The 22,058-nt window shown below is 72.4% G+C and carries 17 protein-coding genes; 9 read left to right on the top strand and 8 right to left on the bottom strand.

Annotation, left to right across the window (positions count from 1 at the left end; all coding sequences use genetic code 11):
* Positions 1-86 precede the first annotated feature (86 nt).
* On the top strand, positions 87-299 hold the full coding sequence (locus ACFPGP_RS06495; protein ID WP_378588488.1) for a hypothetical protein: 213 nt from the start codon (positions 87-89) through the stop codon (positions 297-299).
* 24 nt (positions 300-323) lie between these two features.
* Here the strand turns inward: ACFPGP_RS06495 and ACFPGP_RS06490 are convergent, their stop codons facing one another.
* A complete protein-coding gene (locus tag ACFPGP_RS06490) occupies positions 324-3,521 on the bottom strand; it encodes a replicative DNA helicase (protein WP_378588485.1) in 3,198 nt (1,065 codons plus the stop codon).
* A gap of 422 nt (positions 3,522-3,943) precedes the next feature.
* On the opposite strand from ACFPGP_RS06490, the gene ACFPGP_RS06485 reads away from it, so the two are divergent.
* On the top strand, positions 3,944-5,323 hold the full coding sequence (locus ACFPGP_RS06485) for an MATE family efflux transporter (protein ID WP_378588482.1): 1,380 nt from the start codon (positions 3,944-3,946) through the stop codon (positions 5,321-5,323).
* 90 nt (positions 5,324-5,413) lie between these two features.
* On the opposite strand, the gene rplI is transcribed toward ACFPGP_RS06485, so the two are convergent.
* From rplI to rpsF, 4 genes are all read right to left on the bottom strand, one after another.
* On the bottom strand, positions 5,414-5,860 hold the full coding sequence (gene rplI / locus ACFPGP_RS06480) for a 50S ribosomal protein L9 (RefSeq protein WP_378588479.1): 447 nt from the start codon (positions 5,858-5,860) through the stop codon (positions 5,414-5,416).
* A gap of 14 nt (positions 5,861-5,874) precedes the next feature.
* Positions 5,875-6,111, bottom strand: coding sequence for a 30S ribosomal protein S18 (rpsR, locus tag ACFPGP_RS06475; protein ID WP_192144374.1), 237 nt, complete (start codon positions 6,109-6,111; stop codon positions 5,875-5,877).
* A gap of 104 nt (positions 6,112-6,215) precedes the next feature.
* Positions 6,216-6,755, bottom strand: coding sequence for a single-stranded DNA-binding protein (locus tag ACFPGP_RS06470; protein ID WP_378588477.1), 540 nt, complete (start codon positions 6,753-6,755; stop codon positions 6,216-6,218).
* 127 nt (positions 6,756-6,882) lie between these two features.
* The gene (gene rpsF / locus ACFPGP_RS06465) at positions 6,883-7,173 is read right to left on the bottom strand and encodes a 30S ribosomal protein S6 (RefSeq protein ID WP_378588475.1); all 291 of its coding nucleotides are present in this window, start codon (positions 7,171-7,173) and stop codon (positions 6,883-6,885) included.
* 331 nt (positions 7,174-7,504) lie between these two features.
* Between rpsF and ACFPGP_RS06460 the strand changes: the two genes are divergently transcribed.
* From ACFPGP_RS06460 to ACFPGP_RS06450, 3 genes are read left to right on the top strand one after another with little or no spacing between them, the layout of a single operon-like run.
* Positions 7,505-8,293: a deoxyribonuclease IV gene (locus tag ACFPGP_RS06460; protein ID WP_378588473.1), complete on the top strand. Its 789-nt coding sequence runs from the start codon at positions 7,505-7,507 to the stop codon at positions 8,291-8,293.
* A gap of 32 nt (positions 8,294-8,325) precedes the next feature.
* Positions 8,326-9,507 carry a lipid II:glycine glycyltransferase FemX gene (locus ACFPGP_RS06455; protein ID WP_378588470.1) on the top strand — a complete coding sequence of 394 codons (1,182 nt, stop codon included), beginning with the start codon at positions 8,326-8,328 and terminating at the stop codon, positions 9,505-9,507.
* A 7-nt stretch (positions 9,508-9,514) separates the two neighbouring features.
* Positions 9,515-10,582 carry an alanine racemase gene (locus tag ACFPGP_RS06450; RefSeq protein ID WP_378588467.1) on the top strand — a complete coding sequence of 356 codons (1,068 nt, stop codon included), beginning with the start codon at positions 9,515-9,517 and terminating at the stop codon, positions 10,580-10,582.
* A 6-nt stretch (positions 10,583-10,588) separates the two neighbouring features.
* Here ACFPGP_RS06450 and ACFPGP_RS06445 read toward each other — a convergent pair whose 3' ends face one another.
* The gene (locus ACFPGP_RS06445; RefSeq protein ID WP_378588465.1) at positions 10,589-12,082 is read right to left on the bottom strand and encodes a glycosyltransferase family 87 protein; all 1,494 of its coding nucleotides are present in this window, start codon (positions 12,080-12,082) and stop codon (positions 10,589-10,591) included.
* A complete protein-coding gene (locus ACFPGP_RS06440) occupies positions 12,079-14,334 on the bottom strand; it encodes a transglycosylase domain-containing protein (protein ID WP_378588462.1) in 2,256 nt (751 codons plus the stop codon). Before ACFPGP_RS06440 ends, ACFPGP_RS06445 begins: the two co-directional genes overlap by 4 nt.
* Before the next feature lie 246 nt (positions 14,335-14,580).
* Between ACFPGP_RS06440 and ACFPGP_RS06435 the strand changes: the two genes are divergently transcribed.
* Positions 14,581-15,249, top strand: a complete 669-nt coding sequence (locus tag ACFPGP_RS06435; protein ID WP_378588459.1) for a PadR family transcriptional regulator — start codon at positions 14,581-14,583, stop codon at positions 15,247-15,249.
* 31 nt (positions 15,250-15,280) lie between these two features.
* The gene (locus tag ACFPGP_RS06430; protein WP_378588457.1) at positions 15,281-16,372 is read left to right on the top strand and encodes an inositol-3-phosphate synthase; all 1,092 of its coding nucleotides are present in this window, start codon (positions 15,281-15,283) and stop codon (positions 16,370-16,372) included.
* 58 nt (positions 16,373-16,430) lie between these two features.
* Here the strand turns inward: ACFPGP_RS06430 and ACFPGP_RS06425 are convergent, their stop codons facing one another.
* The gene (locus tag ACFPGP_RS06425; RefSeq protein WP_378588979.1) at positions 16,431-17,852 is read right to left on the bottom strand and encodes a CCA tRNA nucleotidyltransferase; all 1,422 of its coding nucleotides are present in this window, start codon (positions 17,850-17,852) and stop codon (positions 16,431-16,433) included.
* Between the two features lie 192 nt (positions 17,853-18,044).
* Here ACFPGP_RS06425 and ACFPGP_RS06420 point away from each other — a divergent pair, with 192 nt between their 5' ends.
* Together ACFPGP_RS06420 and murJ are read left to right on the top strand one after the other, a co-directional pair.
* Positions 18,045-20,249: a DUF6049 family protein gene (locus ACFPGP_RS06420; RefSeq protein WP_378588454.1), complete on the top strand. Its 2,205-nt coding sequence runs from the start codon at positions 18,045-18,047 to the stop codon at positions 20,247-20,249.
* Positions 20,246-22,039 carry a murein biosynthesis integral membrane protein MurJ gene (murJ, locus tag ACFPGP_RS06415; RefSeq protein WP_378588452.1) on the top strand — a complete coding sequence of 598 codons (1,794 nt, stop codon included), beginning with the start codon at positions 20,246-20,248 and terminating at the stop codon, positions 22,037-22,039. The genes ACFPGP_RS06420 and murJ overlap by 4 nt, the downstream gene beginning before the upstream one ends.
* The last annotated feature ends 19 nt before the right edge of the window (positions 22,040-22,058 follow it).

Genomic DNA, 22,058 nt, shown 5'->3' with positions numbered 1-22,058 from the left:
CGGCAGGTCGTCTGAGGTGGGCGAGGGGCGGAAGATCAGCACTTTGCCCGATCCGGGGAGGTCGGCTTAGGGCGAGTGTCGTAGCCATGAACTCACTGCCTCCCCAGATCGCCGTCATCATCGCCCGCCAGCACATCGACGAGCAGGTGCGCGCCGCCGCTGCCGGCCGCCGCGCCCACCACCTGCGCCGCCCCGCCCACGCGGACGCCGCGCCGCAGCCGTGGTGGCGCCGGTTCCTCCCGGCCGGCCGGCCGCTGCCCGGCGCGACGCTGCCGCCCGCCGTCGTCGCCAGCGGCTGAGCGTTCGGGCGGCGCGGCGCCGGCTCAGTGCGCCATGTCGACGAACCGCGAGTAGTGGCCCTGGAAGGCGACCACGATGTCGCGGGTGGGGCCGTTGCGGTGCTTGGCCACGATCAGGTCGGCCTCGCCGGGGCGGGTCGACTCCTTCTCGTAGACGTCGTCGCGGTGCAGCAGGATCACCATGTCGGCGTCCTGCTCGAGCGAGTTGTGAGCGGCGATCCCGTCGGCGACGAAGTTGTGGGTGCCGAGCACCGTCGCGTCGTACACCGGCTCCTCGCCGACCGGCTCGATGCTGGTGATGGTGTCCCAGTAGACGTCGTTGGTGGCGAGCACGTCGAGGTCGGAGTCGTCGAGCACCTCGGCGACCCGGGCCATCCGCTCGCGCGCGGGCGTCGGCCAGCTCACCGGCGCGCGGACCGGGCGCCGGGGCGCCGGGTCGGAGCGGTCGGCCAGCACGTCGCGGACGCGGTCCCACACGTCGTCGGCGACGGGCTCGAGGTCGACGCTGCCCACGCTGGCACGCAGCAGGCGCGCGACACCGGCCGCCAGGTCGGCGCGGGCGCCGTGCACCCCGATGTCGTCGAGGAAGCGGAGCTGGTTCTCGGCGCCGTGGACCACCACCTGCCAGCCGTCCTCGCCGGCGCTGCGGGCGCGCGCCCGCGTGATCCGGGTGAAGACGTTGAAGCGGAGCAGCAGCCGGGCGACGTCGTCGACGAGACGGCGGCTGGACGACGCGAAGCAGAGTCGCGCCTCGCCGTGCGCCTGGTCCCACGCGACCGACCCGTGCGCCGCCCAGAGGTGCCGCAGGAACAGGCCCACCTGCTCCTTGGGCAGCGTGGACACCCAGCCGGGCACGTGCTTCTCCGCACCCGCCCGACCGTCGAGGCCCTGCGCCTCCAGCCACGCGGTGAGCGGCGCCGGGCCACGGCGCAGGAACCGGAAGGGCGGGTCGAGGTGCAGCACCGTCGCCGGCGGCGCGGCGTGCTCCTCGCGGGCCGCCGTCACCCCGAACCGACGGCCGACCGCGGCCGACACGGCCGCGAGGTTGCACTCCTCGGTCGAGACGTAGCGCGGCGCCCCCCGCCGGGACAGGCGTCCGGCACCGAGGAGGTGGGCGAGCAGCACGATCTCGTCGTCGTCGCGCCGCTGCGGTTCGAGCGGCGGCGGGACGTGGCGCAGCGAGGCCATCCGGGTGAGCGGGGCGAGCTCGGAGAGCGGCATCCACCCGTCGTGGGTGAGGAACTTGTGGTTCGCGGTGGCCCGCACCCGCCGGCCCGAGGCCAGGGTCAGCTCGAAGACCGGCCTGGTGCCGGACGGGAAGGCGTGGGTGAGGGTGCGGGGGACCAGCTTGAGCCGGTCGTCGAGCGACCACACCGGCACGTCGGTGGCGCCCGAGGCCAGCAGCTCCCCGAGGGTCACCTCGGTGTTGGTGTCGGCGCGCAGCAGGCGGGTCTCCGCGGTGAGGCAGCCCGACTCGCGCAGGTCGCTCATCATCGGCCGCTTGTCGCCGCGCTGCTCGGGACCACGGTTGAGCTGGGAGAGCGCGATGATCGGGACCTCGAGCTCCTTGGCGAGCAGCTTGATCTGGCGCGAGAACTCCGAGACCTCGAGCTGGCGCGACTCGACCTTCTTGCCCGACGTCATCAGCTGCATGTAGTCGATGACGATCAGCCGCAGGTCGTGGCGCTGCTTGAGCCGCCGCGCCTTGGCCCGGATCTCCATCATCGTCATGTTCGGCGAGTCGTCGATGAACATCGGCGCCGAGCTCACCTCTGCCATCTTGCGCGCCAGCTTGGCCCAGTCGTCGTCGTTCATCTGGCCGTTGCGGATGTGGTTGAGCGGCACCTTCGCCTCGGCCGAGAGCAGGCGCATCGTGATCTCCGAGCGCGTCATCTCCAGGCTGAAGAAGCAGCTGGTCAGGTTGTGGTGGATCGACGCCGCGCGGCAGAGGTCGAGCGCGAGCGTGGAGTTGTGGGTCGGGATGCCCGTGGGGCCGGCGAGGTAGAGGTGCGCGGCGTCGTCGACCTGCACGCAACGCACCGGCACGCTGGCGACGTGGCGCACCGCCTCGATCTCGACCAGCCCGCCGTCGGGCATCGGCACTGTGTGCACCCGGCCGACGCTGGCTGCGACCTCGCGCGTGGTGCGCACGCCGAGCTCGAGCAGGGCGGTGCCGGCGGCGGGGCCGCCGGTCGGGGCCGAGTGGCGGCCGCCGGCGGTGCGCGCGGCCCGGTGCCGCGGCTCCGGGGACTGCGGCACCGCACCGCGCAGGGGCGCCGTCACCCACTGGTGCTCGGCGTCGGCCACGATCGTGGTGCCGTCGGAGAAGGTCAGCTCGTAGCAGGGACGGCCCGTCATCACCTCGGTCGCGGCGACCACGGTCGTCGGCCGGCCCTGGGCGTCGAGGAGCTGGTCGCCCACGGCGACGGCCCCCATGGTCGTCCACCCGGCGGGGGTGGGCAGGGGCGTGTCGAGCGCGAGCGCCTTGCCCATGGCCGGGCGCGCGGCGACGATGATCATCTGGCCGGAGTGGAGACCGTTGGTGAGGTCGTCGAGGTCGGCGAAGCCCGTGGGCACGCCGTACAGCCCGGCCTCGCGGTTGCCGATCGCCTCGATCTCGTCGAGGACGCCGTCCATGATGTCGGAGAGCGGGGAGTAGTCCTCCGAGGTGCGGCGGTCGGTGATCTTGTAGACCTCGGCCTGCGCCTGGTCGACCACGTCGTCGACCTGGCCCTCGCCGGCATAGCCGATCTGCACGATCTTGGTGCCGGCGTCGACGAGGCGGCGCAGGATCGCCTTCTCGCGCACGATCTCGGCGTAGTAGCCGGCGTTGGCCGCGATCGGCACGTTGGCCGAGAGGGTGTGGAGGTACGGCGCGCCGCCGACCCGCTGCAGCTCACCGCGCCGCTGCAGCTCGGCGGCGACGGTGACCGGGTCGGCCGGCTCCCCGCGACCGTAGAGGTCGATGATGGCGTCGTGGATGATCTCGTGCGCCGGCCGGTAGAAGTCGACCCCGCGCACCGTCTCGGCCACGTCGGCGATGGCGTCCTTGGAGAGCAGCATCGAGCCCAGGACGCTCTGCTCCGCGGCGTTGTCCTGCGGCGGCGTGCGGTCGCCGGGCCGGCTCGGGGCCGCTCCCGGCTCGTAGGCCGCCGGGCCGTCCCCCCAGTCGTCGGGCGGAGGCCCGACGGGGCCGCGCGGGTCGTGATCGGTGACGCTCACTCCCGGCTCCTCCCCACACGTCCCGAGATGTCGCCCGGGACGTCCCCGGGCCGGTCGGTCGGGTCCGACGCTAGGCGGGGCCACCGACAACCCGCGTGGGAACCTACGGGGCCGCCCGCCTCGCGGGAAGGACCTTGTCCACAGGGGCTGGGGATAACTCACCCCCCGACGTGGACGAGGGCCCGGCAACTGTGCACAGACTGGGGACCGAGCTGTGGAACTCCGTCGGTCCGAGGCGCAGATTGCCGCTCTGACCTGCGAGGATGCTCATCCACCCCTGTGCACGAAAAGTTCTCGTGGATCGATCCAGTGCTTGGTCCAGCCGGTGGGACCCGGCCGTCGCTTTGTCGACACCACGAGGGAGATCGTGGCTATTCACACGTTTCCCACAGACCTGTGGGAACTAGTCGTGTCTAGGGCCAATGCGCCAGTCTGACCCTTACCCGCGTAGTCGGGCCACCGAGCCGGGCGTGCACCGCGAGATCCTGCGGCTCGCGGTCCCGGCCTTCCTCACGCTGGTCACCGAGCCGCTGTTCCTGCTCGCCGACGCCGCGATCGTCGGCCACCTCGGCACGGCGCCGCTGGCCGGCCTGGGCGTGGCCGCCGCGGTGCTGCAGACCGTCGTCGGGCTCTGCGTCTTCCTCGCCTACGGCACGACCGCGGCCGTGGCCCGGCGGGTCGGCGCCGGCGACGAGCGCGCGGCGCTCGCGCAGGGCATCGACGGGCTCTGGCTGGCGACCCTGATCGGCGCCGGCGTCACCGTGGCCGGCGTGCTGCTCGCCGGGCCGCTGGTCGACCTGTTCGGCGCGGGCCCCGAGGTGGCCGACCCCGCCACGACCTACCTGCGGATCGCCTTCCTCGGCACCACCCCGCTGCTGCTCGTGCTCGCGTCCACCGGCGTGCTCCGCGGGCTCCAGGACACCCGGACGCCCCTCGTCGTCGCCGTGCTGGGCAACGGGCTCAACATCGTGCTCAACCTCCTGCTCGTCTACGGCGCGGGACCGGTGCCCGGCCTCGGCCTGGCCGGCTCGGCCTGGGGCTCGGTCGCCGCCCAGACCGCCGCGGCCGCGGCGCTCGTCGGCGTCGTGGCCGTCGCCGCCCGGCGGGCCGGGGCGCCCTGGACCCCCGACCTGCCCGGGGTCCGCCTCGCCGCCCGCGCCGCCGTGCCGCTGGTCGTGCGCACCCTCACCCTGCGCGCCGCGCTGCTGCTCACGACGTACGCCGTGGTGCTGGCGGGCAGCGACACCGACGAGGCGGTACGGCTGGCCACCCACCAGCTCGCGCTGACGACGTGGACGTTCCTGGCCTTCGCGCTCGACGCGATCGCGATCGCGGCCCAGGCGATCACCGGCCGCCACCTCGGCGCGGGCGACACCGCGCGCACCCGCGCCGCGACCGACCTGATGGTGCGCTGGGGGCTCGGGTGCGGGGTGCTCACCGGCGTGCTGCTCGCTGCCGCGAGCCCGCTCCTCGGCCCGCTGTTCACCCCCGACGCCGCCGTGCACGACCTGCTGGTGCCGGTGCTCGTCGTGGCGGCGCTCGGGCAGCCGGCCGCGGGGGTGGTCTTCGTGCTCGACGGCGTGCTGATCGGCGCCGGCGACCTGCGCTACCTGGCGTGGGGCGGCGTGCTCACCGTCGTCGCCTACGCCCCGGCCCTGCTGCTCGCGGTGACGCTCGGCGGCGGCGTGGTGGCGGTGTGGGCGGTGTTCGCCTTCGTCTTCATGGGCGCCCGGCTCGTCGTGCTGGTCCACCGGGTGCGCGGCGACGCCTGGCTGGTGACCGGGGCGACCCGCCCCGCTTGAGGCGGCCGGCCCGGCACGCGACGAGGGCCGCCCCCGCGGTACGGGAGCGGCCCTCGGCCGGTGCTGCGGTGAGTGCCGCGCGCGAGTGCCTCAGGCGGGCACGACGTTGAGCGCCACCGTGGCGGACACGTCGTCGTGCAGCCGGATGGAGACCTCGTGGGAGCCGAGCGTCTTGATCGGGTTCGCGACCGCGATCGTGCGCTTGTCGACGGACTCGCCGGTCGCCTCGCTGAGCGCCGCGGCGATCTCGCCGACGGTGACCGCGCCGAACAGGCGGCCGCCCGCGCCGGCGCGGACCTGCACGTTGACCGCCTGGGCCTCGAGCTTGGTGCGCACCTCCTCGGCGTGGGACTGGTCGCGCAGGGCACGCGAGCCGCGGGCCTGCTTGATCGACTCGACGGTCTTCTCCGCGCCGCGGGTCCACCGGATGGCGACACCGCGCGGGACGAGGTAGTTGCGGCCGTAGCCGTCCTTGACCTCGACCACGTCGCCGGGGCCGCCGAGACCGGAGACCTCCTGGGTCAGGATGAGCTTCATCGTCCAGACTCCCTTCAGCGACCGGTGGAGGTGTAGGGCAGCAGGGCGACCTCGCGGGCGTTCTTGACCGCGATCGCCACGTCACGCTGATGCTGGACGCAGTTGCCGGTCACCCGCCGGGCGCGGATCTTCCCGCGGTCGGAGATGAACTTGCGGAGCAGGGTGGTGTCCTTGTAGTCGACACCGGTCGCCTTCTCCTTGCAGAACTGGCAAACCTTCTTCTTCGGCTTGCGCATCACTGCCTTGGCCATTGTGGTGCTCCTCTCGAGAGCCCGGCGCAGAGTGGTTACTGCGCCGGAATGGTGGGCTGGTTGCTTGATCTGGGTCGTGCTGGGTGGTGCAGGTGCGGATCAGGTCAGAACGGGGGCTCGTCGCCGCCGACGCCGGGGGCGCCCCAGGGGTCCTGCCCGGGCTGGCCGCCACCCTGGCCGCCACCCTGGCCGCCACCGGCGGTCGGGGCGGGCTGGGCCCACGGGTCGTTGGCCGGCGCGCCGCCGCCGCCCTGGTTGTAGCCGCCCCCACCGCCGGAGCGCTGGGTGCGGGTGACCTTGGCGGTGGCGTACTTCAGGGACGGACCGACCTCCTCGACCTCGATCTCGAAGACGGTGCGCTTCTCCCCCTCGCGCGTCTCGTACTGACGCGACTTGAGGCGGCCCTGGACCACGACCCGCATCCCCTTCTGGAGGGACTCCGCGACGTTCTCCGCGGCCTGGCGCCAGACCGAGCAGGAGAGGAACAGCGCGTCGCCGTCCTTCCACTCGTTGGTCTGCTTGTCGAAGGTGCGCGGCGTGGACGCGATCCGGAAGTTGGCCACGGCCGCACCCGAGGGGGTGAAGCGCAGCTCCGGGTCGTCGACCAGGTTGCCGACCACGGTGATGACGGTCTCGCCTGCCATGTCAGGTCTCCCTCTTGCTGTTCTGCTCTGGTCCGTGCCGGTCGGCCCGGTGCACGCTCATCCAAGCGGGCGGCGCCGACAGGCGGAAGGGCTTCTCCACAGGTGACGACTCGTGGGGCTCGCGGCCTCAGTGAGCGTCGGGGCGGATCACCTTGGTGCGCAGGACGGACTCGTTCAGCGTGAGCTGGCGGTCGAACTCCTTGACCGTGGCCGGCTCGGCGTTGATCGAGATGACGGCGTAGATCCCCTCGGCGTTCTTGCGGATCTCGTAGGCGAGGCGACGACGTCCCCAGACGTCGACGGACTCGACGTTGCCGCCGTCCTTGCGGATGACGTTGAGGTACTTGTCGAGCGACGGCTCGACGGTTCGCTCTTCGAGGCTGGGGTCGAGGATGACCATCACTTCGTAGGCACGCACAGCGGTCTCCACCTCCTCTGGACTCAGGGCGGCCACGGACGATCCGTGGCAGGAGGGCTTTGCGTTGACCCGGCGCGGCGCTAGGCCGGCGGGGCTCTCGTGGTGGTTTCCGTCGGTGGAACCGGGACACGAGAACGCCCAAGGCTAGCAGCGGCCGCTCGCGGCGACCCAATCGCTGTCGGCGACCCCGGGGCGTCGTACCGGCAGCCCCACCAGCCACACCGTCGTACGGAAATGGCGACCTCCGGATGGTTGTCTCCGTGCGACATCGACCAATTCGCTGGTCAACCCGTGAATTGCACCGTCCCCGCCCCCACCTAGGCTGAGTCGCATGCAGATCGGAGCGCACGTCGACCAGACCGACCCGATCGCCGAGGCGCAGGCGCGCGGCGTCACGCTCGTGCAGTTCTTCCTCGGCGACCCGCAGGGGTACCAGGGCCCCGAGGTGCGCTACGCCGGGGGCGCGGAGGGCCTGAGGGCCGACGCGGAGGCCGCCGGCATCGACCTCTACGTCCACGCGCCGTACATCGTGAACGTCGCGACCACCAACAACCGGATCCGGATCCCGAGCCGCAAGCTGCTCCAGCAGCACGTCGACGCCGCGGCCGCGATCGGGGCCAAGGGTCTCATCGTCCACGGCGGCCACGTCAACAAGGACGACGACCCCGAGAAGGGCTTCGACAACTGGCGCAAGGCGGTCGAGGCCACCGACCTCAAGCTCCCGCTGCTCATCGAGAACACCGCCGGCGGCGACAACGCGATGACCCGCCACCTCGACCGGATCGGCCGCGTCTGGGACGCCATCGCGGCGGCCGAGGGCGCCGACCGGGTCGGCTTCTGCCTCGACACCTGCCACGCGCACGCGGGCGGCAACGCGCTCGAGACCGTCGTCGAGGACGTACGGCGCATCACCGGCCGGGTCGACCTCGTCCACTGCAACGACAGCCGCGACGAGTTCGACTCCGGCGCCGACCGCCACACCAGCCTGGGGCACGGCAAGGTCGACCCCGACCTCCTCGCGGCCGTGGTCCGCGACGCCGGCGCCCCGGTGGTGCTCGAGACCCCGGGCGGCGCCGACGAGCACCGCGCCGATGTCGCGTGGCTGCGCGAGCGGGTGTGAGCGCCCCGAGCCCGACCGCTAGCCTCGGAGGGGTGACCTCCCCGACCTCGAACGCGCCCCTCACGGTGCGCGCGACCAGCGAGGAGGAGCACCTCGCCTTCCTGCGCACGCTGCCCTCGGCCAGCTTCCTGCAGACACCGGCCTGGGGCCGGGTGAAGTCCGAGTGGCGCCGCGAGTCCCTCGGCTGGTTCCGGGGCGACGAGCACGTGGGGGCCGGTCTGGTGCTCTACCGCCAGCTCCCCCGGGTCAAGCGCTACCTCGCCTACCTCCCCGAGGGTCCCGTCATCGACTGGGCCCTGAGCCACGGCGAGGACCTCGCCGACTGGCTCGACCCGATGGTCACCCACCTCCGCGCGCAGCGTGCCTTCGGGGTGCGCATGGGTCCTCCCGTCGTCACCCGCCGCTGGACCGCCGCCCAGGTCAAGGAGGGCATCGCCGACCCGGCCGTGAGCCGGCTCGGCGACGTCGCCCCGACCCACCGCGACCCCGTCGGCGCCCGCACCGTCGCGCGCCTGCGCGAGCTCGGGTGGCGCCACCAGGCCGCGGAGGGCGGCTTCTCCGCCGGGCAGCCGCAGTACGTGTTCCAGGTCCCGCTGACCACCACCGCCGACGACGGCACCGTCGTCGCCCGGTCGGAGGACGACGTGCTCAAGGGCATGAACCAGCTCTGGCGCCGCAACATCAAGAAGGCCGCCAAGGAGGGGGTCGAGGTCACCGCCGGCGACCCGGCCCACGCCGAGCGCGACCTGAAGCTGTTCCACGACCTCTACGTCCACACCGCCGACCGCGACCACTTCACGCCGCGCGGCGCGGCGTACTTCCGCACCATGCTCGACGCGCTCGCGGGCGAGGACCCCGACCGCATCCGCCTCTGGTTCGCGCGCCACGACGGCGACCTGGTGGCCGCCACGATCGCGATCCGGGTCGGCACCCACGCCTGGTACTCCTACGGCGCCTCGTCCACGGAGAAGCGCGAGGTCCGCGGGTCCAACGCCGTGCAGTGGGCGATGATCCGCGACGCCCTCGCCGCGGGCGCCGAGGTCTACGACCTGCGCGGCATCACCGACACCCTCGATGCCGACGACCCCCACGTCGGGCTGGTGCAGTTCAAGGTCGGCACCGGCGGCGAGGCCGTCGAGTACGCCGGCGAGTGGGACCTCCCGCTCAACCGCCTGCTCTACCGCGCCTTCGACGAGTACCTCAGGCGCAGGTGAGCCCGGCATGAGCCTCACCCTCACCGTCGACGGTGACCGCTGGCGCACCCACCTGCGCGCGGTCGCCGCGGCCCACCCCGGTCTCGTCCCCGTGGTCAAGGGCAACGGCTACGGCTTCGGCTTGCACCGGCTCGCCCGCCGCGCCGCCTGGCTCGGCGTCGACACGATCGCGGTCGGTACCTACGAGGAGCTCCCCGAGGTCGCCACCCGGTTCGACGGCGACCTGCTGGTGCTCACGCCGTGGCGGCCCTTCGGCGCCGCGCTCGAGCTCGAGCCGGCGCTCGCCCGGCGGGTCGTGCACACCGTGGGGCGCACCGAGGACCTCGCCGGCCTCCTCGACCGCGACCCCGACGCCCGCTTCGTCCTCGAGCGGCTGACCAGCATGCGCCGGCACGGCTTCAGTGCACCCGGCCTGCGCGAGGCGGCCGACCTGCTGCGGGCCCGCGGGTTCTCCGAGGGCGACCGGCGGCTGCGCGGGGTCGCCCTGCACCTCCCGCTCACCCGCGGCGAGCACCTGCCCGAGGTGCACCGGCTGCTCGACAACGTCGTCGCCGCCGGCCTCGGCACCCCCACCGTCTGGGTCAGCCACCTCACCGACGCCGAGCTGGTCTCCCTCGCCACCAGCCACGCCGACTTCGGCTTCCGCCCCCGCATCGGTACGGCGCTGTGGCTCGGCGACCGCGGCGCCCTGCGGGTCACCGCGACCGTCCTCGACGTCCACCGGCTGGCGCGCGGCGACGTCTACGGCTACCGCGCGCGGCACGCGGCGCGCGGCGGCCACCTCCTCGTCGTCAGCGGCGGCACCGCCCACGGCATCGGGCTGGAGTCCCCCACCGGCGAGGGCTCGCTGCGCTCCCGCGCCGGGACCGTGGCCCGCGGCGGCCTCGATGCGGTCGGCGTCGTCCGGTCGCCGTTCACGGTCGACGGCAAGCCACGGCTCTTCGCCGAGCCGCCGCACATGCAGGCCTCGATGCTGCTCCTGCCCGAGGGCGCCGCCGTGCCCGCCGTCGGCGACGAGGTCGACGTCCGGGTGCGGTTCACCGCGACGCAGTTCGACCGCGTCGTCGTCACCTGACGCAGGTCACCGGGCGGCGGCCAGCTCCCGCTCGTCGTCGGCGGGTGGCGCCTCGTCCCCGGTGTCGAGGTCGTCGTCGCTCTCGGGCCACTCGACCGTGCGGTCCACGAGGTCGTGCTGGGGCCGGAGGATGTCGCGCACGATCATCCCTGCGAGGTAGAGCTCGCCGAGCATCCGGAGCGTCACCGCGACCCAGTAGGAGCCGGGCTCGCCGCCGCCGGCGGGGTCGAGCTCGTGCCCGAGGTACCACCACACCGAGGCGAAGTAGAACAGCTCGGTGGCCTGCCAGATGACCTGGTCGCGCAGGCGGGGGCGGGCCAGCACGGCGAGCGGCAGCAGCCACAGCACGTACTGCGGCGAGTAGACCTTGTTGACCAGCAGGAAGCCGGTGACGATGAGGAAGCCGAGCTGCGCGAGCCGTGGTGTCTCGGGGGCCCGCAGGCCGATGACCAGCACACCGAGGCACCACACGGCCATGAAGAGCCACGACACGTTGTTGATCGTGTCGGCCGTCCACTGGTGGCCGGTCGCCTGCTGCACCATCAGCCAGACCGAGCCGAGGTCGGCAGCGCGGTCCTTGTTGAACTGCCAGAAGACCTGCCACGACTGGAGGTCGGTGAAGTACGCCAGCATGTTGGCGAAGACCCAGGCCGACATCGCCCCCGCGGCGGCCTTGCCGAAGAGCGCCAGGTCGGAGAGCCGGCGTCGGTGCAGCGCGATCACGAGGATGCCGCCGAGGAGGAACAGCGGGTAGAGCTTGGTGGCGGTGCCCAGGCCGATCAGGATGCCCGTGGCTACCGGGCTGCCCCGTCTCCAGGCGACCAGCGCCCCGGCGGTGAGGGCGACCGCGAGCATGTCCCAGTTGACCAGCGCGGTCAGCGCCAGCATCGGCGAGGCCGCGAAGAACACGGCGTCCCACGGTCGTCGTGGGTTCACGCGCGTCAGCAGCCACGCGCTCAGCAGCGCCAGCGCGGCCAGGCCGAGCGCGTTCACCACGACGTACCGCCGCACCTCCTGCGAGACCTGCGCGTCGCCGAAGAGCTCGTCCGGCTGCATCAGGTAGCGCTCACGCAGGTCCGGCGATCCGCTGATCCAGTGGGTCACCCACGCGGTGCCGTAGGCCCAGTAGGAGATCACCACCGGGTACTCCATCGCCGGGTAGCGGTCACGCACCTGCGGGTCGGAGGTGTAGGGCCAGTTCAGCTCCGCGAAGCCCCGCCCGGTGTAGAGGTAGGGCAGGTCGGAGTAGCACATGTGGGTGTAGCGGGAGTCGCCGTTGGTCCAGTTCGCCTCGTAGCACGAGGACTTCTGGACCATGCCGAGCGAGAAGCAGAGCGCCGCCAGGACGAGCACCACCCGGGCGGGGGTCCACCACGGGTGGCGGCCCGCGTGGTCACCGACCGGGCCGCCCACGACCTCGCTCACCCGGGCGATGCCGGGGTCGTCGAGCGTGGGGTGGACGTGCCCCGCGGGGGGGTGCTCGTCCGGCGGCGTCGTCACCAGTACCGCTCTTCGCGGTAGGCCTGCTGGCCGGGCGGCGTGCTCGGCGGGCCCTGGGTCGAGGTGTCGGACGACGTCGGGCAACTGAGCAGCGTGCACGAGTCGGTCGCGGTCGGCGACGACTGGCCCGGTGGCGTGAACGTCGAGCTCGGCGGGCCGGGTGCCTTCGAGGTGGTCTCCGAGGTCGGCGTGGACGACGGCTCGGTCGTGCTGGTCGTCGGCGGCGGCGGCGGCGTGGAGGGGGCGTGGCCGTCCTCGGGCGCGTTCCCGTCGAGGTTCGCCGGCGGGGGGAAGTCCTCGACCGGCAGCCCGGCCATGTCGCGCTGCATGATCGCGGTCCACGTGTCGGCCGGGTAGTCGGCGCCGAAGTAGGACGGCAGCCAGCCGTCGAGCTTGTCGTCGCCGTCACCGCGCACGTACATCACGGCCGTGGAGAGCTGCGGGGTGTAGCCGACGAACCACGCCGAGGAGACGGCGTCCTTGTCGTTGGTCGCGGTGCCGGTCTTGCCGGCAGCCGGCCGACCGAGCGCCAGGGCGGCCTGGCCGGTGCCGTTCTGCACCACCTGCTGCATGGCGTACGACGTGTCGGCCGCGACGTCCTCGTCGATGCCCTCGCGCGCGGGCTGCTTGAAGTCGTAGAGCGTCTCGCCCGACGGGTCCACGACCCGCTCGATCACGTGCACGTCGGAGCGCTGGCCGCCGGCGGCGACCGTGGCGTAGGCGTTGGCCATGTTGATCGGGCTGATCCGCGCCTTGCCCAGGGTGATCCGCGAGTCGGCCTCGAGGTCGCGGCTGGTCATCGGGATGCCGGGGTAGTCGCGGTCGCGCTCGGTCGGCGGCACGCCCATCTCGTTCATGGTGTGCAGGATCTTCTCGGGCCCGTTGGTCATGCTGCTGGACATGTCGACGAACGCGGTGTTGATCGACTCCTCGAGCGCGGTCGTCATGCTGACCGCTGCGCCGTAGTCGTTGCCGAGGCCGTCGGGGCCGAAGCCCTCGTTGTTGACCGTCGAGCCGTCGGGGAACTCGTAGGGCGAGTCGCCCTGGAAGGTGTCCTTGAGCGAGTAGCCCTGCTCGAGCGCGGTCGCGACCGTGAACGGCTTGACCGTCGAGCCGACCATGCCGCCGGCCTCTGCCCAGTTGATCTGCGAGTCGAGGAAGTCCTGACCGCCGTAGAAGCCGCGCAGCGCACCGGTGCCGGGCTCGACCGACGCAGCCGCGATGTGCAGCTGCTTGTCGGAGAAGCCGTCGGGCCGGGCCTCCATGACGCCCTCCTCCGCGGCCTTCATCGCCTTCTGCGTGAACGTCGTCGTCACCCGCAGGCCACCGCCGTCGATCTGCTCGTCGGTGAACCCGAGCTGGTGGAGCTCGTCCTTGACGAGGCGCAGCATGTGGCCACGCTGGCCACCGTAGGTGCTCTCCTGCTCGATCTGCGGGAACTTCGGCAGGCGCTTCTTGGCCGTCTCCGCCTCGTCGGCGGTGATCGCGCCGGTCTTCACCATCGAGTCGAGCACGTAGTGGTAGCGCTCGAGGATGGCCTCGCGGTTCGCCCTGACGTCGGGGTCGTAGCCGGTGGGGTTGTTCAGCACCGTGGCCAGGAAGGCGCTCTCGCGCAGGTCGAGGTCCTTCGCGTCCTTGTCGAAGTACGCCTGCGCCGCGGCCTGCACGCCGTACGCGCCGTGACCGAAGTAGATGGTGTTGAGGTAGCCCTCGAGGATCTCCTTCTTGCTCACCTGGTTCTGCAGCTTCAGGGAGAGGATCGCCTCCTTGAGCTTGCGCGTGAGGGTCTGCTCCTGGGTGAGGTAGAGGATCTTCACGTACTGCTGGGTGATCGTCGACGCGCCCTGAGTGGAGTTGCCCTGCGCGTTGCTGAACGCGGCCCGCAGGATGCCCTTGGGGTCGATGCCCTTGTCGGTCCAGAACGTCTGGTTCTCGGCGGCGACCACCGCGTCCTGCAGTGTCTGCGGCATCTCGTCGAGGGTGATGATCTCGCGGTTCTGCGTCGCGAACTTGCCGACCTCGGTCTTGCCGTCGGAGTAGTAGATGAACGACGTCTGGGTCTCGAAGTCGGCGTTGGGGTCGGGCAGGTCGGTCGTCTGGTAGAGGTAGACGAACGCGCCCACGCCGACGAGCGCGAGGACGAGACCGGCGGCGAGGAACCAGCGACCGACGCGCCAGATCTTCTGGCCGCGCGACCGGGGGACGCCCCCCTTCCCGCTGGACTTCGAGGGTGCGGCGGGGGTCCGCTTCACCGCGGGGCCGGGGGCTCTGCGCTTTCCACTCAAGGTTGAGGTGCTCCGTGGTCGGGGGCAGGGCGTGGTCCGTGGCGCGTCGCCGCGCCGGGCACCGCCGCCGGCAGGTGGCGGCTCCGCCCGCGGTGCCCGCTACAGGGTACGGGCTGGCGCCACGGGTCCGAAGACGACGGCGACGTGGCCTCCGGCACTCCCGGACCAGACCCGCATTCCGTTCTCTTCGGATATATCGCTACGATAGGTCGCGTGGCACGTCGTGGCGAAACCATCGAGCTCGCAGTCCTCGGACTGCTGCATGAGGGACCCATGCACGGCTACGAGCTGCGCAAGCGGCTCAACCTGATGCTGGGGTGGGGCCGGGTGCTGTCCTACGGCTCGCTCTACCCCGCGCTGAAGAAGATGCTCCGGGCCCAGCTGATCGAGGAGGTCGCCTCGACCGCCACGACGGTCACGCGCCGCCCGCGCATCGTCTACCAGCTCACCGACGCCGGCCTGCGCGAGTTCGAGCGGCTGATGTCGGAGGTCGGTCCCACGGCGTGGGAGGACGACAACTTCGACATCCGCTTCGCGTTCTTCAGCCGCACCGACATGGAGATCCGCCTGCGCGTCCTCGAGGGTCGCCGCAGCCGGCTCCAGGAGCGGCTCGAGCGGGTCCAGGGCCAGCTGGCCATGACCCAGAAGGAGGTCGACCGCTACGCCGTCGAGCTCCAGCGCCACGGGGTCGAGTCGGTCGAGCGCGAGGTCCGGTGGCTCTCGGAGCTCATCAACGCCGAGCGCGCCACCGGGGACCCCGGCACCACCACGACCACCACCAGCACCACCACCAGCACCACCACCAGCACGACCAGCAGCACCACCGACAGCGACACAACCAGCACCGACAGCGACACGAGCTCCGCCGCGACCCCGTCGTGAGCAGCCAGTCAGGACTAGGAAGGAAGCCCTCATGGGTTCGGTTCGAGTAGCCATCGTGGGAGTGGGCAACTGCGCCACATCCCTGATCCAGGGTGTCGAGTACTACAAGGACGCCGACCCCGCCGGCACCGTCCCGGGGCTCATGCACGTCGCCTTCGGCGACTACCACGTCAACGACGTCGAGTTCGTGGCGGCGTTCGACGTCGACGACAAGAAGGTCGGCAAGGACCTCTCCGAGGCCATCAACGCCTCCGAGAACAACACCATCAAGATCTGCGACGTCCCGACGCTGGGCGTCGAGGTGCAGCGCGGCCACACGCTCGACGGCCTCGGCAAGTACTACCGGATGACCATCGAGGAGTCCGCGGCCGAGCCGGTCGACATCGTCTCGGTTCTCCGCGAGCGCGAGGTCGACGTCCTCGTCTCCTACCTGCCGGTGGGCTCCGAGAAGGCCGACAAGTTCTACGCCCAGTGCGCGATCGACGCGAACGTCGCGTTCGTCAACGCGCTGCCGGTCTTCATCGCCTCCGACCCCGAGTGGGCCAAGAAGTTCGAGGACGCCGGCGTCCCGATCATCGGCGACGACATCAAGAGCCAGGTCGGCGCGACCATCACCCACCGCGTGATGGCCAAGCTGTTCGAGGACCGCGGCGTGGTGCTCGACCGCACCTACCAGCTCAACGTCGGCGGCAACATGGACTTCAAGAACATGCTCGAGCGCGAGCGCCTGGAGTCGAAGAAGATCTCCAAGACCCAGGCGGTGACGTCCAACCTCACCGGCCCGCTCGGTGGCAAGACCGCCGACGACCGCAACGTGCACATCGGCCCGTCCGACTACGTCGCGTGGCTCGACGACCGCAAGTGGGCCTACGTCCGCCTCGAGGGCCGCGCGTTCGGTGACGCCCCGCTCAACCTCGAGTACAAGCTCGAGGTGTGGGACTCCCCCAACTCCGCCGGCATCATCATCGACGCGATCCGGGCCGCGAAGATCGCCAAGGACCGCGGCATCGGCGGCCCCGTGCTCGCCGCGTCGTCGTACCTGATGAAGTCGCCGCCGGTGCAGCTGCCCGACGACGAGGGTCGCCGTCGCGTCGAGGCCTTCATCGAGGGCGAGGACCACTGATCCACAGCCCCACCACGCTGACCCGCCGTTAGTTAACGGCGGGTCAGCGTCATTTCGGTCAGGTGCGGGAGGCCCACCAGCGCCGGAGCTCCTCGGTGGCACGTTCCTCGCCGAGGGGCCCGTGCTCGAGGCGCAGCTCGAGGAGGAAGCGGTAGGCCTCGCCGACGTCGCGGCCGGCGGGGATGCCGAGCAGCTCCATGATCTGGTGCCCGTCGAGGTCGGGCCGCATGGCGTCGAGCTCCTCCTGCTCCGAGAGGTGCGCGATCCGGGCCTCGAGCTCGTCGTAGGTCCGGCGCAGCCGCTCGGCCTTGCGCCGGTTGCGCGTGGTGCAGTCGGCGCGGGTCAGCACGTGCAGCCGCTCGAGCTGGTCGCCGGCGTCGCGCACGTAGCGTCGTACGGCGGAGTCGGTCCACTCCCCGTCGCCGTAGCCGTGGAAGCGCAGGTGCAGCTCGACCAGCGAGGCGACCTGGTCGGTGACCTCGTTGCCGAAGCGCAGCGCCTTCATCCGCTTGCGGGTCATCTTGGCGCCGACCACGTCGTGGTGGTGGAAGGTGACCGTGCCGTCGCCGACGAAGCGACGCGTGCGCGGCTTGCCGACGTCGTGCATCAGCGCCGCGAACCGCGCCACGAAGTCGGGGCCGCCCCCGGGCAGCCGCGGCTCGAGGTCGATGGTCTGCTCGAGCACGGTCAGGGTGTGCTCGTAGACGTCCTTGTGCCGGTGGTGCTCGTCGCGCTCGAGCGCCAGCGCCGGGAGCTCGGGCAGCACGTGCGCGGCGAGGCCGGTCTCCACCAGCAGCGCCAGCCCGCGCCGGGGGTACGGCGCGCAGACCAGCTTGACCAGCTCGTCGCGCACCCGCTCGGCGGAGACGATGGTGATCCGCTCGGCCATCGCGGTCATCGCCGCGACCACGCCGTCGTCCACCGCGAAGCCGAGCTGGGCGGCGAACCGTGCGGCCCGCATCATCCGCAGGGGGTCGTCGGAGAAGGAGTCCTCGGGCGTGCCCGGCGTGCGCAGCACGCGCTCTGCCAGGTCGACCACGCCGCGGTAGGGGTCCTCGAAGGTGCGCCCGGGCACCCGCACCGCCATCGCGTTGACGGTGAAGTCGCGGCGACCGAGGTCGCCGGCCAGCGTGTCGCCGAAGTCGACGGCCGGCTTGCGCGAGTCGCGGTCGTAGGCCTCCGAGCGGTACGTCGTGATCTCGATCTGGTAGTCGCCCTTGCGGCAGCCGATCGTGCCGAACGCGCGCCCGATGTCCCACACCGCGTCGGCCCAGCCCCGCAGCAGCCGCTCGGTCACCTCGGGCCGTGCGGAGGTCGTCAGGTCGAGGTCGGTGTGGTGGCGCCCGAGCATCGCGTCGCGCACCGGGCCGCCCACCAGCGCGAGCTCCTCGCCGGCCTCGGCGAAGCGCTGCCCGAGAGGTTCGATCACCGGCGCGATCCGGTCCAGCTCCTCGGCGACCGAGCGCTGCGCCTCGACCATCGTCACGGGCGGCACGGCGGGCACGGCACCGGCGTGGGAGGGGGGTTCGGACACGACAGGCCACTCTATCGGGGGCCCCCGGCCGGCGGCGTCCCGGCCGATAGCATCGAGGTCGTGCCCCGTCGCGTGTCGTCCTCTCCTGCCCGCACGGGCCGGACGACCGCCGGAGGGGCACGGCACAGGGTCGGCGCCGTGGTCGCCGCCCTGGCGTGCGGGGCGCTGCTGGCGCCCGTGGGTGCGGCGCGGGCCGAGCCCGACCGGACCACCCGCACCGAGCAGGCTCCCCCGAGCGCTGCCACCGCCGAGCGGCTGGCCTCGACGGGCGCCCACGCGGTGGCTGCGAGCGCGACCCAGACAGAGGACGACACACCGCTCGAGGTGGAGATCGACAGCCTCACCCCGTCGTACGTCCCGGAGAAGGGGACGGTGTCGGTCGGGGGGACGGTCACCAACCGCTCCGACGAGACCTTCACCGGCATCAACCTGCACGCCTTCATCGGCGACGCCCCCATCACCTCGGTCGCCGAGCTCGCCGCCGAGCGCAAGCGCGACCCGGCCGACTTCGTCGGTGAACGGATCACCGTGCCCGGCAGCTTCGACACCGTCGACGCGCTCGCGCCCGGGGAGTCGACGCGCTTCCAGCTCGAGGTGACGCGCAGCCAGCTCGGGGTGAGCGAGCCGGGCGTCTACTGGTTCGGGGTCCACGCCCTCGGGGACTCCGACGTCCCGCGCGACCAGGTGGCGGACGGTCGCGCCAGGACCTTCCTCCCGCTGGTGCCGGGCAAGGACGTGGACGCGGTGCCGACCGCGCTGGTGATCCCCGTGCGGCACCTGATCCGGCACGCCGCCGACGGCAGCGTCGAGGACGTCGAGGGCTGGGCCCAGACCCTCGGCGAGGGCGGCCTGCTGCGCGCCCAGGTCGACTTCGGCGCCTCGGCGGGCTCGCAGCCGGTGAGCTGGCTCGTCGACCCGGCCGTGATCGACACGGTCACCGCCCTCACCGAGGGCAACCTGCCGCGCTCGCTCGACGACACCCCACCCGCGACCGAGGGCCAGGACGGCGGGTCGTCCGGCCCCGGTGCCGGAGCCTCCGCACCGGCGTCGGGGGACGGGTCCAGCGCACCCGGCGACGGCGACGCCACCGGGGAGCCCGAGATCCCCGTCAACGAGGCGACCCAGCCCGGTCTCGACTGGCTGGAGCGGTTCGGCGCCGCGGTCGAGGGCAACGAGGTGCTCGGGGTGCCCTACGGCGACCTCGACGTCTCGGGGGCGGCCGCCCACCAGCCGACGGCCTACCAGCGCGCGCGGGTCCGCACCGGCGACACCCTGGAGCCGTGGGGCTTCCCGATGAGCCGGGCGGTCGGCCCCCCGGCGGGCTACCTCTCCACCCCGGCGTACCGGATGCTGCGACGCGACGGCACCATCCTGGTCAGCGACCGGTCCTTCCGCGGGCCGGCGCCGGCGTCCGCCCGGGTGGCGGGCCGCCAGGTCACGGTGACCTCGTCGGCGGCCGCGCTCGGCGGTCCCGGCCCCAACGACCCGCTCGCGACGATCCCGCTGCGCCAGCAGGTGCTCGCCGAGGCCGCCCTGCGGGCCCTCTCGCCCGACCCCGAGCCGCTGGTCGTGCTGCTGCCGTCGTCGTGGCACCCCGACGGCGGCACCGGCTTCTTCTCCGGCCTCGAGGTGCCGTGGGTCCGGCTGACGACCGTGGCCGGCGCGACGAGCGCGGCGGGCCCGGGCCCCGACGTCGACCCGCACGACCTCAACTACCCCACCCGGCAGGCCGTGCGTGCCCTCGACGCCGCCAACTTCACCTCCGCGGCCCGACTGCGCCGGCTCGGCCAGCTGCTGCAGCAGGTGCTGGTGCGCAACGACGAGGTCGGCTCCTCGGTGCGCGACGAGTCGCTGACCGGGCTGTCCTACTCCGACCGCAACTTCCCCAACGCCGCCCGGGCGACCACCGACCGCTCCAGCCTGTGGATCAGCGAGCAGCTCGGCTCGATCCGGGTGCAGGCACCCCGGGCGGTCACGCTGTCGAGCACCTCCGGCAAGTTCTCGGCGACGGTGGTCAACGGGCTCGACCACCCCGTCCGGGTGCGGATCAAGTCCATCGCCGACGCCCCGCTGGAGATCAGCGAGACCGAGCCGCTCGACATCCCGGCCAAGGGCCGGGTCTCGGTGCTGCTCGAGGCCACCACCGAGCAGCTCGGCGTGCACAACGTCCAGCTGCTCGTGACGACCGAGAACGGCGCGCCGCTCGGCTCCAGCGACACGCTGCCGATCCGCTCCAACCAGGTCAGCAACGTGATCTGGCTGATCCTCGGCACCGGCGTGGCCCTGCTGTTCGGCGCGATCGCCGTACGGCTGGTGCGCCGGATCCGGGCGGCGCGCTCGTGAGCAGCCCCGACGCCTCCTCGCCCGACGCGTCCGCCCCCGACCCGGTGGCGGACCCGGTGGCGGACCCGGTGGCGGACCCGGTGGCCGACCCGGTGGCCGACCCGACCGGCGGCACCGAGAACCGCGCCGACGCGCGCATCCTGAACGCCAGCGCGATCATGGCCGCCGGCACGGTGGTCTCGCGGATGAGCGGGTTCGTCCGCTCCGCCCTGCTGGTCGCAGCGCTGGGCGGCAGCCTGCACGCCGACCTGTTCACGATGGCCAACACCATCCCGAACATGGTCTACATCCTCGTGGCCGGTGGCGTGATGAACGCCGTGCTGGTGCCGCAGCTGGTGCGCACCATGCAGAACGACCCGGACGGCGGCGAGGCCTACGCCAACCGGATCGTCACGCTCGCCGTGCTGTTCCTCGGCGCGGTGACGGTGCTGCTCGTGGTCGCCGCGCCCTGGGTGATGGACATCTTCCTCAGCGCCGCCTACGACAGGCCCGAGCTGGCCGCCGAGCGGGAGTCGGCGATCGCCTTCGCGCGCTACTGCCTGCCGCAGGTCTTCTTCTACGGCATGTTCGTGCTCGCGGGGCAGATCCTCAACGCCCGCGGGCGCTTCGGGCCGATGATGTGGGCGCCGATCGCCAACAACGTGATCGCCGTCGGCGTCCTGGTGGTCTACCTGGTCGCCTTCGGACCGGCCACTGCCGCCGAGCAGGTCGGCCCCTTCACCACCGGCCAGGAGCTGCTGCTGGGGCTCGGCTCGACGCTGGGCATCGTCGTGCAGTTCCTGATCCTGGTCCCCTACCTGCGGATGGCCGGCTTCCGGTTCCGCCCGCGGCTCGACGTCCGCGGCGTCGGCCTCGGCCACACCTTCCGCCTGGCGACCTGGACGGTCCTCTTCGTCATCGTCAACCAGGTCGCCTACTCGGTGGTCGTGCGCCTCGCCTCGAGCGGGAGCGCCCAGGCGGTCACCGACGGCGGCGACAGCACCGGCTACACCGTCTACAGCAGCACGTTCCTCATCGTGATGGTGCCGCACGCGGTCGTCACGGTGTCACTGGCGACCGCGCTGCTGCCGCGGATGAGCCGGCTGGCCAGCGACGGCGACCTGCCGACGCTCGCCCGCACCCTGGGCCTAGGCCTGCGCACCGCGCTGGCCGTGGCCATCCCCTTCGCGCTGCTGCTGCCGATCGTCGCCGACGACCTGGCCCACGTGACCTTCGGCTGGGGTGCGGGTCGCGACGACTTCGGGCTGTTCGCGCCGGCCCTGGCGCTGTTCGGCACGGGGCTGGTCTTCTTCACCATCCACTACATCACCCTACGCGGCTTCTACGCCCTCGAGCGCAACCGCACGGTGTTCTTCATCCAGTGCGCCGTGGCAGCGACCAACATCGTGGCGGCGATCGTCCTCGTCGGGCTGGCCTCGGCCCCCGAGACCGCCCCGGCGCTCGTGCTCGCCTACACCGCGTCGTACGTCGTGGGGTCGGCCGTGTCCTACGCCGTGCTCGGCCGGGTGCTCGGCGGCCTCGAGACGGGCCGGCTCGTGTCGTTCCTGGGTCGACTGGCCCTGGCCGCGCTGCCGGCCAGTGCCGTGGCGCTGGGGCTGGCGCGCCTCTGGGGCTCCCAGCACGACGACCCGATCTGGCAGGCGGCGCTGCAGCTGTTCGCGGTGGCGGCGGTCGACGTCGGGCTGTTCCTGCTGCTGGCCCACCTGCTGCGGATCGAGGAGGTCACCACCGTGCTGCGCACCGTGACCGGCCGCCTGGCCCCACGGCGCGGGGGCACGACCTCCGCCTGAACCGCCCTACGATTGCCAC

Source organism: Nocardioides taihuensis (genome assembly GCF_042657275.1).
Taxonomy (GTDB): Bacteria; Actinomycetota; Actinomycetes; order Propionibacteriales; family Nocardioidaceae; genus Nocardioides; species Nocardioides taihuensis.
Note: the sequence above shows the minus strand (reverse complement) of the source record. Positions and strands in the feature narration are given on the sequence as shown.